Source organism: Nonomuraea sp. NPDC049684, assembly GCF_044465345.1.
Classification (GTDB): domain Bacteria; phylum Actinomycetota; class Actinomycetes; order Streptosporangiales; family Streptosporangiaceae; genus Nonomuraea.
Genome location: NZ_JBITLO010000005.1, coordinates 627,998 through 636,332, shown reverse-complemented (window position 1 = coordinate 636,332; position 8,335 = coordinate 627,998). Strand labels below are relative to the sequence as shown.

Annotated in this window: 9 protein-coding genes; all 9 read right to left on the bottom strand. The window is 72.9% G+C overall.

Translation table 11 applies throughout. The annotated features are described in order from the left end of the window. Positions 1–582 precede the first annotated feature (582 nt). From ACIBST_RS20435 to ACIBST_RS20395, 9 genes are read right to left on the bottom strand one after another with little or no spacing between them, the layout of a single operon-like run. Positions 583–1,080, bottom strand: coding sequence for a hypothetical protein (locus ACIBST_RS20435; protein WP_364326192.1), 498 nt, complete (start codon positions 1,078–1,080; stop codon positions 583–585). Beyond that, on the bottom strand, positions 1,077–1,577 hold the full coding sequence (locus ACIBST_RS20430) for a hypothetical protein (protein WP_397173519.1): 501 nt from the start codon (positions 1,575–1,577) through the stop codon (positions 1,077–1,079). Before ACIBST_RS20430 ends, ACIBST_RS20435 begins: the two co-directional genes overlap by 4 nt. A 6-nt stretch (positions 1,578–1,583) precedes the next feature. Beyond that, positions 1,584–2,744: an MlaD family protein gene (locus ACIBST_RS20425; protein WP_397173517.1), complete on the bottom strand. Its 1,161-nt coding sequence runs from the start codon at positions 2,742–2,744 to the stop codon at positions 1,584–1,586. Then, a complete protein-coding gene (locus tag ACIBST_RS20420; RefSeq protein ID WP_397173515.1) occupies positions 2,741–3,721 on the bottom strand; it encodes an MCE family protein in 981 nt (326 codons plus the stop codon). The genes ACIBST_RS20425 and ACIBST_RS20420 overlap by 4 nt, the downstream gene beginning before the upstream one ends. Beyond that, positions 3,718–4,707 (bottom strand): MCE family protein, encoded by a 990-nt coding sequence (locus ACIBST_RS20415; RefSeq protein WP_397173513.1) that lies wholly within the window; start codon positions 4,705–4,707, stop codon positions 3,718–3,720. Before ACIBST_RS20415 ends, ACIBST_RS20420 begins: the two co-directional genes overlap by 4 nt. Further along, a complete protein-coding gene (locus ACIBST_RS20410; RefSeq protein ID WP_397173512.1) occupies positions 4,698–5,690 on the bottom strand; it encodes an MCE family protein in 993 nt (330 codons plus the stop codon). Before ACIBST_RS20410 ends, ACIBST_RS20415 begins: the two co-directional genes overlap by 10 nt. After that, on the bottom strand, positions 5,687–6,742 hold the full coding sequence (locus ACIBST_RS20405; protein ID WP_397173510.1) for an MCE family protein: 1,056 nt from the start codon (positions 6,740–6,742) through the stop codon (positions 5,687–5,689). Before ACIBST_RS20405 ends, ACIBST_RS20410 begins: the two co-directional genes overlap by 4 nt. After that, on the bottom strand, positions 6,739–7,521 hold the full coding sequence (locus ACIBST_RS20400) for an MlaE family ABC transporter permease (RefSeq protein ID WP_397173508.1): 783 nt from the start codon (positions 7,519–7,521) through the stop codon (positions 6,739–6,741). Before ACIBST_RS20400 ends, ACIBST_RS20405 begins: the two co-directional genes overlap by 4 nt. Continuing rightward, positions 7,518–8,264 carry an ABC transporter permease gene (locus ACIBST_RS20395; protein ID WP_352325424.1) on the bottom strand — a complete coding sequence of 249 codons (747 nt, stop codon included), beginning with the start codon at positions 8,262–8,264 and terminating at the stop codon, positions 7,518–7,520. Before ACIBST_RS20395 ends, ACIBST_RS20400 begins: the two co-directional genes overlap by 4 nt. Positions 8,265–8,335 lie beyond the last annotated feature (71 nt).

The window sequence follows — 8,335 nt, the reverse complement described above, 5'->3', positions numbered from 1 at the left end:
TTCCACTTCTCGTTGCCCAGCAACCAGTCGAACGACTCGGTCTGCAGAGCGAGAAGATCAGGAACTTCGAGGGGCTCCTGGATGCGCGCGAAAGAGACGCGACGGGGACCAGCGGGTACGGCGGAGGCGTTGCGCGAGGCTGCCAACAGATGTCCTTCCGAGGGCTCGCGGCGGACTGACTACACGCACGCCAGACAACCTCGCAACGTGAGCAAGCATCACGGGTCGTCAAAGGGCAGCGCAAAGGGGCAGTGTAGCCGAACGGCACACGCCTGTCCACTTCGCTCTCGCTGCATGCTCCACGTTGGTCGCAGCATCGCCCGTTCAGCCGCAAACGTCAAGCCCGCGAGCCCGACTTTTAGCCGCCTAGAGGCCCGGACGCTGGGTTTTCTCCCCAGTGTGATCGGGCGCCTACCGCCAGGCCCAAGACGATACCCGCGATCGTGGGCGGTTAACGCTCCGTCACCCCGGGGGTCGAACCCATGCCGACCACCGATGTAGCTGTGACTGGAGTACCCCTATCAAGGGCTTCGCCAAACCTGATTTTTGGTAACAATTGAAGGTAGCGGCACGCCCGGCGGCTCAGGCCGTTCCCAGCAGCGTGGACAGCCCCTCGACCAGCCATCGCCCGCCTTGCCTGACCATGACGAACCGGGCGCGGTTCTGGGTCACCTGTTGCTGGGGCCTGTCCTGGTTCGGCACTACTTTTACCGTAACCATGTTCACGAACAACAGGACCTCGACCCTGTCGGGCGTGGCGCGCTCGACGCCGGCGTCCACGACGGCCGCGGTGCGGACGGTCTTCTCGGCCTTGGCCTTGGACACCAGCGACGTGGTGAGCTCCTTGTAATGCCTGGTCAGCTCGCCCGTCGTGTACGCCCCGGCCCTGGCCAGGTCGGCCTCCACCGAGCGGTAGTCGTAGGAGAACATGTCGGGGGCGACCTGCCGGGCCGTCGCCATCGCCTCGGCCCCGGCCCCTTCGGCCCCCCGCAGGTCGCGCAGGTCGAACCACATCCTGGGCACCAGCACGCCCGCGACGATCACCAGGACGCCGAGCAGCACCACAGTGACGGTTCTCACACCACCTGCACCACCTTCGACACCAGCCACACGCCGCCGACCTCGGTGACGTCCATCGTCCAGCGGTAGAAGCGCTCCTGGGGCGGGCTCTTGGAGCCGTCCCAGCGGATCTCGGCGTCGGCCACCACCAGCACCTTCGCCGTGCCGCCGGACATCGACACCAGGCCGGTCGCGCGCAGGACGCCGTGCTGGACGACCTTGTTGGCGACCGTGGTGCTCTTGAGCTTGCCCGCGATGGCCTGGTAGCCGGTTCTGGCCCCGCCGGTGCAGGTGTCGAGGATGCGCTGCACGTCGGCGTCGACGGTCTTGTAGTCGAGCGAGACCAGGTTCTTGGCGTGGGTGCCGGCCGCCAGCAGCGCGGCCTGCCGGTCGTCGGCCAGGGCCTGCGCGTCACGCGCCTGGAGGGAGATCCACACGCCGGCGGCGACGAGCGCCGCCAGCGTCACGCTGAGGGCGGCCACGAGGATGCGTGCCGGGCGCGCGGGAAGTGCTCCCACCTGTGCTCACCCCTTCCGGCCGGTCGCCGGATCATAACCCGCGAGCCAGTCCTGAAGCCCTGGAATCGACGGAGGCGGTTGGGGTGCGGGGGCGTTGCGGGCGCCGCGCACGCCGGTCGCGCTGCCGCGCGGCTCCCGGCAGAACGCCTCCGGGTCGGGCGGCCGGGCGCTGACGTCGTGGGGCTGCCGCCTGCGTACGCCCTCGTAGCCGCGGGTACAGGGCCTGGGGACGTTGAGGTCGAGGTCGAGGCCGAAGTGCAGGCCGTCCCGGTCGACCACGGAGAAGGCGCCCGCGACGGCGGCCGGGTAGCCGATCAGGAGCTGCCGGAGGGCGGTGACCCGGGCGGAGACCGTCCGGCCGCCGATCATCAGGTGGGTCAGCAGCGGGCGCAGGTGAGGCGCGACGCCGTCGGTCAGGCGTTCCAGCGACTCGGCCGCGCGCGGGGTGCGGCCGATCACGCGGGCGAGGTCGCCGCGACCGTCGCGGAGCAAATCCGTCAAGCTCGCCAGATTCCCGGCGAATGCCTTCAGATGGCCCCCAGAGGCCCGCTGAGCGTCGAGCACGGTCTCCCCGGTGTTCAGGACCGCGACCGTCTCGGGAAGCACGCTCTCGGCCTGTGCGAGCAGCTTCTCGCCCGCGTCGGCCAGCCGTCGCAGGGCCGGCCCGTTGCCGCCGAGCCCCTTGTCCAGCTCGGTGACCACCGTCTCCAGGTCGCGCGGGTCGATCGAGGCCAGCAGGCGGTCGGTGTCGCCGAGCAGCTTGGACGTGGGGACCGGCAGCCGCGTGTGCGCGCGGTCGATCACGTCCCCCTCCCGCAGGTACGGCCCCGCGCCCCCGGCGGGCCGCAGGTCCAGGTACTGCTCCCCCACCCCCGACCGGTTGGCCACCACCGCCAGCAGGCCGCGGGCCGGGACGGGATCGCCGGACCCGAGCCTGACCACGGCCCGCGCGCCGTTCCCCGCCACCGCCAGCGACTCGACCCGGCCGATCGGCACCCCTCGGTAGGTCACCTCTGAGCCGTCGAACAGCCCGCCCGCGTCGGCCAGCTCGACCGTGACCCGGTAGGCGGGGTCGAACAGGTCGGCGCCGACCCGGGCGTACCTGACCAGCGTGTACGCCACCGCCACCACCCCGATCAGCGCGAACGCCACCAGCCTGACGGTCATCGCGCACCGCCGAGCAGGTTGCGCAGCGTGGCGCCGGGCGAGGCGTCGACGGTCAGGTCGGTGTTGGCGTAGTCGCCGCGCAGCATGGACGAGGCCGACCCGGGGAACGGGAACGTGATCGCGGTCGCCAGCCCCGACGCGACGCTGTCGCGCGCCCGGTCGAGGTTGAGCAGGAGCTCGCGCAGGCGGCCGAGGTCGGCGAGGGCGTCGGCCTGGGAACGCTCGACGACGCGGGTGGCGGTGCGGCCGAGCCGGTCGAGGGCGGCGAGCATGGCGGTCAGGCCGGCGCGCTGGTCCTTGAGCAGGGTGACGGCCGGGCCGATCTCGGTGGCGGTGGCCCTGATCGTGGCGCGCTGGGCGGCCAGGGTGCCGGTGAGGCCGTCGAGGGCGTCGATCAGCCGGACGATCTGCTTCTTGGAGCCGTCGAGCCCCGCGGCGAACGTGCCGAGCCTGCGCAGCAGGTCCTTCAGCCGGGCCGAGCGGCCGTCGAGCACGTCGGCCAGCTCGCGGTTGACGGTCGCGAGCTGGTCGAGGCCGCCGCCGTCCACCAGCAGGGAGGCGGCCGACAGCACCTCCTCGACCTCGGCCGTCGTGCTCGTACGGGCCACCGGGATCGGGCCGCTCAGCCGCCCGCGCCCGGCGGGCAGCAGCCTGACGAACTTCTCCCCCAGCAGGCTCGTCTGCGAGATCGCCGCCGACGTGCGGTCGGGCAGGGCGACGTCGCCGCGTACCGCGCAGACCACGTCGGCCCGCCAGTCGCCGCCCAGCTCCACGCCGGTGACCTCGCCCACGGTGACGTCGTCGACCTTGCACGGCGAGCGCGGCACCAGGTCGAGCGCGTCGGCGAAGCGGATCGTCACCGCGTACGGCCGCGCGCCCAGGTCGGCGCCGCCGGGCAGCGGCAGCGAGGCCACCCCCTCGAAACCGCAGCCGGCCAGGGTGAGGAGCAGCAGCGCCAGGACGAGCGGGCCTCTCATCGCACGGGTCCTTCCGGCAGCGGGTCGGGCGGCCGGATCGAGGCGGGCAGCGGGACCAGGTTCTGGATGATCGTGTCGAACCAGCGCCCGTTGCCGGTCGCGTCGGCGAGCTGCCGGGCGAACGGCCCGAGCAGGGCCAGCGACCGGTCGAGGCCCTCCTCCTGGCGGCGCAGCACGGCGACGAACGAGCGCAGCCGTTCGAGTGCCGGTCGCAACATGGTCCTGTTGTCGGCGACCAGCCCGTCGATCTGCCCGGCCAGCACCACCGTGTTGACCAGCAGCCCGTGCACGACGGCCCGCCGCGCGGCAACCTCGCGCAGCAGCAGGTCGCCGTCGGTGACCAGGCCGTGCAGGTCGGCGTTGCGGCGGGCCAGCAGGCCGGTGACGGTACGGGCGTGGCTCACCAGGTCGTGCAGGCGGGCGTCGCGGGCGGCGACGGTACGCGAGAGCCTGCCGAGCCCCCGGAGTGAGGCCCTGATCTCCGTCGAGGAGCCCTCCATGGTCTGCGACAGCGCGGTCATGGCCGCGGCCAGGGCCCGCTCGTCGACGCGTCCCGCGGCCGCGCCCAGGTCGGCGACGGCGGGCGCGACCTCGTAGGGGACGCTCGTGCGCGCCAGCGGGATCTGGCCCTGGAGCCGGCCGCCGCCCTCGGGCACGAGCATGACGAAATGTGCGCCGAGCAGGGTCTTGATCCGGATGTCCGCCCTGGTCAGCGAGCCGAGCCGGACGTCGTCGCCCACCCGCAGGTCGACGCGGACGTGGTCGCCTTCGAGATCGACGCCGGTGACCTCCCCGACCTTGACCCCGGCGATCATCACGTCGTCGTGCTCGCGCAGGCCCGCCGAGTCGGCGAACGCGGCCGAGTACGTGCTGCCGCGCGGCAGGCCGCCGACCGCCAGGGCCGCCACGACCAGCGCGACGGCCACGACGATGCCGCCGACGCCCAGCGGCACGGGGTCGCGTCTCCTGAAGGGGGTCAGTGGCATCGCGGGCTCCCGTTGACGATCGTCGGAGTGCGCACGCCGCCGCTCCTGACCGTGAGCGAGCAGAGGTAGAAGTTGAACCAGGACCCGTAGGAGGAGGCCCGGACGAGCCGGCCGAGACGGTCGGGCGCGCGGGCGAGGGTGTCCTCGACCAGGGCGCTCCTGGCGTTGAGCGCCTTGAGCAGCCCGTCGGCGTGCCGGACGCTCGCCCGCAGGTCGGGCCGCGCCCTGCGGACGAGATCGCCGGTGACGGCGGTGAGACGGTCGAGGGTGGCCAGCGAGTCGCCGATGGCCTCGCGGTCGCCGGCCAGGCCGCCGATCAGGGCGCGCAGGTCGATCAGCAGGCGGTCGTAGTCGTGCTCGCGGCCGGCGATCTCGCCGAGCACCGCGCCGAGGTTGGTGATCACGCGGCCGATGACGGCGTCGCGGTCGGCGAGCGTGCCGGTGAGGGAGGCGATGTGGCCGAGCAGGGCCTCGACCGTGCCGCCCTCGCCCTGGAGCACCTGGACGATCTGCCAGCTCAGCTTGTTGACGTCCTGGGGACGGATGGCGTTGAGCAGCGGCCTGAAGCCGTTGAACAGGGCCGTGACGTCGAGGGCCGGGCGGGTGTCGGTGACGCGGGCGCCCGGCGGCAGCAGCCCGGGGCCGCCGGGGCCGGTGGACAGCGTCAGGTAGCGGTCGCCGACGAGGTTGCGCCAGCGGACGGCGGCCACGACCCCGCGGGGCAGCGCGGTGGTGCGCCGTACGGAGAAGGCGACCTCGGCCTGGACGCCCGCCAGCGTGACGCTCTCGACCCGGCCGACCCGCACGCCCGCGATGCGCACCTCGTCGCCCTCGCGCAGCCCCGAGGCGTCGGTGAACAGGGCGTGGTAGACGACCGCCGCGGTGAAGCGGGCGCCGGAGATCGTGATCGCGAGGGTGGCCACGCACAGGGCGGTGACGAGGGCGAAGACGGCCAGCTTGAGCGCCGGCCCGAGCGTGCTCATCGCAGCATCAGCCTCGCCAGGTCGGCCGTGCCGTCGTCGAAGCGCACCCCCGGGAAGGGCACGGGCGCGTGGTCGGGCAGGCCGTAGCAGGCCGGGCCCCTGCGGTCGGCGTAACGCGGGGTGTCCTTGCCCGGTTCGTACGGGTGCGCCGGCCGGACGATCTCCAGCACCGCCTTGGCGCTGCCGTGGCCGAAGGCGTTGTCCAGCAGTGGCCGGAGGCGGTCGAGGCCGCGCAGGACGCACGGGATGACGGGCGCGTGGTGGGCGGCCACGTCGAGGGCCGGGCGGACGACGTGCGGCAGGCCGACGATGCCCGGCTCGTCCGTGCTCAGCAGGCGGTCGGTGGCGGTGGCGGCCCGGGTGACGGCCGCGGTGGCCGGGCCGAGGGGGGCGGCGGTGAGGGTGCGGCCGATCGCGGCGCTGTTGGCGAGGGTGCGCAGCAGGTCGGGGGCGGCCTGGCCGTAGCGGGCTGTGACGTCGGCGAGCTTGGCGATGTCCCGCTTCAGCGCCGGCAGGTGGGGCTGGAGGCGGCGCAGGTAGGCGTCGGTTCTGTCCAGGGTCGTGCCGAGCCGGGCGCCGCGGCCGTCGAGGGCGGTGGCCAGGGCGTTCAGGACGGTGTTCAGGCGTTCTGGATGGACGGCGCGCAGGTGGGCCAGCAGACGGTCGAGGATCTCGGTGATCTCGACGGCGGCGGCCGACGACCTGATCACGTCGCCGTCGCGCAATGGGCCGCGCGGCGAGCTGGGCGGGATCAGGGCGACGTACTTCTCGCCGAACAGGGTCTTGGCGCGCAGCTCGGCGGTGGAGCCGCGGTCGACGTCGTGGTCGAGGGCCAGGGTGAGGCGGGCGCCGTGGTCGGCGGGCGCGAGGTCGGCCACCTCGCCGACCACGACCCCGTTGACCTTGACGTCGGCCCGGCGGTCGAGTTGCAGCCCGGCTGCGGGCAGCAGCAGCGTGACGTGCCGGGCGGTGGAGAACGCCTTCGTGTAGACGGCCAGCGTCAGGGCCGTGAAGGCGGCGATGATCGCCAGGAGCGCGACGCCGTGTCTCATCCGGCCAGCCTCACCGTCGTGGTCGTGCCCCAGATGGCCAGGCCGAGCAGGAGGTTGGCGACGTTGACCGTCACCAGCACCGCGCGCACGGCCCGCCCGACCGCCACCCCGACCCCGGCCGGCCCGCCGGTGGCGTGGAAGCCGTGGTAGCAGTGGATGAGGATCACCAGGACGGCGAAGACCATCGCCTTGCCGAAGGACCACAACACGTCGTAGGGCGACAGGAACAGCTCGAAGTAGTGGTCGTAGGTGCCCGTGGACTGGTCGTGCAGCACGGTCACGATCAGGCGGGTGGCGACGTAGGAGGCGAGCAGGCCGAGCACGTACAGGGGCATGACGGCGGCGAAGCCGGCGATCAGCCGCGTGGTGACCAGGAACGGCACCGGCGGGACCGCCATGACCTCCAGCGCGTCGACCTCCTCGCCGACCCGCATCGCGCCGAGCTGGGCGGTGAACCCGCAGCCCACGGTGGCCGACAGGCCGATGGCGGCCACCAGCGGAGCGATCTCGCGGGTGTTGACGTAGCTGGACAGGAAGCCGGTGAAGGCCGAGCCGCCGATGCGATCGAGGCCGGTGTAGCCCTGCAGGCCGACCTCGGTGCCGGTGAAGAAGGTCATGAAGGCGACGATCGTCATCGTGCCGCCGATCACCGCCAGGCCGCCGCTGCCCAGCGCGACCTCGGCCAGCAGCCTGAGCACCTCGCGCCGGTAGCGCGCGCCGGCCGGCAGGGCCCTGACCGCCCTGGCGTAGAACTCGCCCTGCCGGTCGAGCGCCCTCATGACCGCACCAGCTCGTTGTAGACCGCGCTGATCAGGAAGTTCTCGGCGAACAGCAGCAGGGCGGCGAACACCACGGCCTGGTTGACCGCCTCCCCGACGCCCTTCGGCCCGCCCGCCGCGCCCAGCCCCTTGTACGCGGCCACGAGCCCCGTCGTGACCCCGAAGACCAGCGCCTTGCCCTCCGACACCCACAGGTCGGAGACCTCGGCCAGGGCGTTGAACGACTGCAGGTACGCGCCGGGCGAACCGCCCTGGACGACCACGTTGAACAGGTAGCCGGCGACCAGCCCGACCGTGACGACCAGGCCGTTGAGCAGCGGCGCGACCAGCGCGCAGGCGGCGACCCTGGGCACGACGAGCCGGTGCAGCGGGTCGACCGCGAGCACCTCCATGGCGTCGATCTCGTCCCTGATCCGGCGGGCGCCGAGGTCGGCGCAGATCGCGCTGCCGGCCGCGCCCGCGATCATCAGCGCGGTCACCACCGGGCCCGCCTCGCGGACGATGCCGAGCACGGCGGTGGCCCCGGTGAAGGACTGGGCGCCGAACTGGCGGATGAGGTTGCCGGTCTGCATCGCGAGCACGGCCCCGAAGGGGATGGCGACCAGGGCGGTGGGCAGGGCGCTCACGCTGACGATGAACCACGCCTGCCGGACGAGCTCGCGCACCTGGAACGGCCGTCGCGCGGCGGCCCTGGCGGTGTCGAGCGACATGGCGACGAACCGCCCGACCTCCGCCGTCACCATGCGCTTCCCGTCGAATGCGTACGGTGACCCGCGCAGGCCGCGAGGAGGCACTTCCGGGTCGGATTCATGAT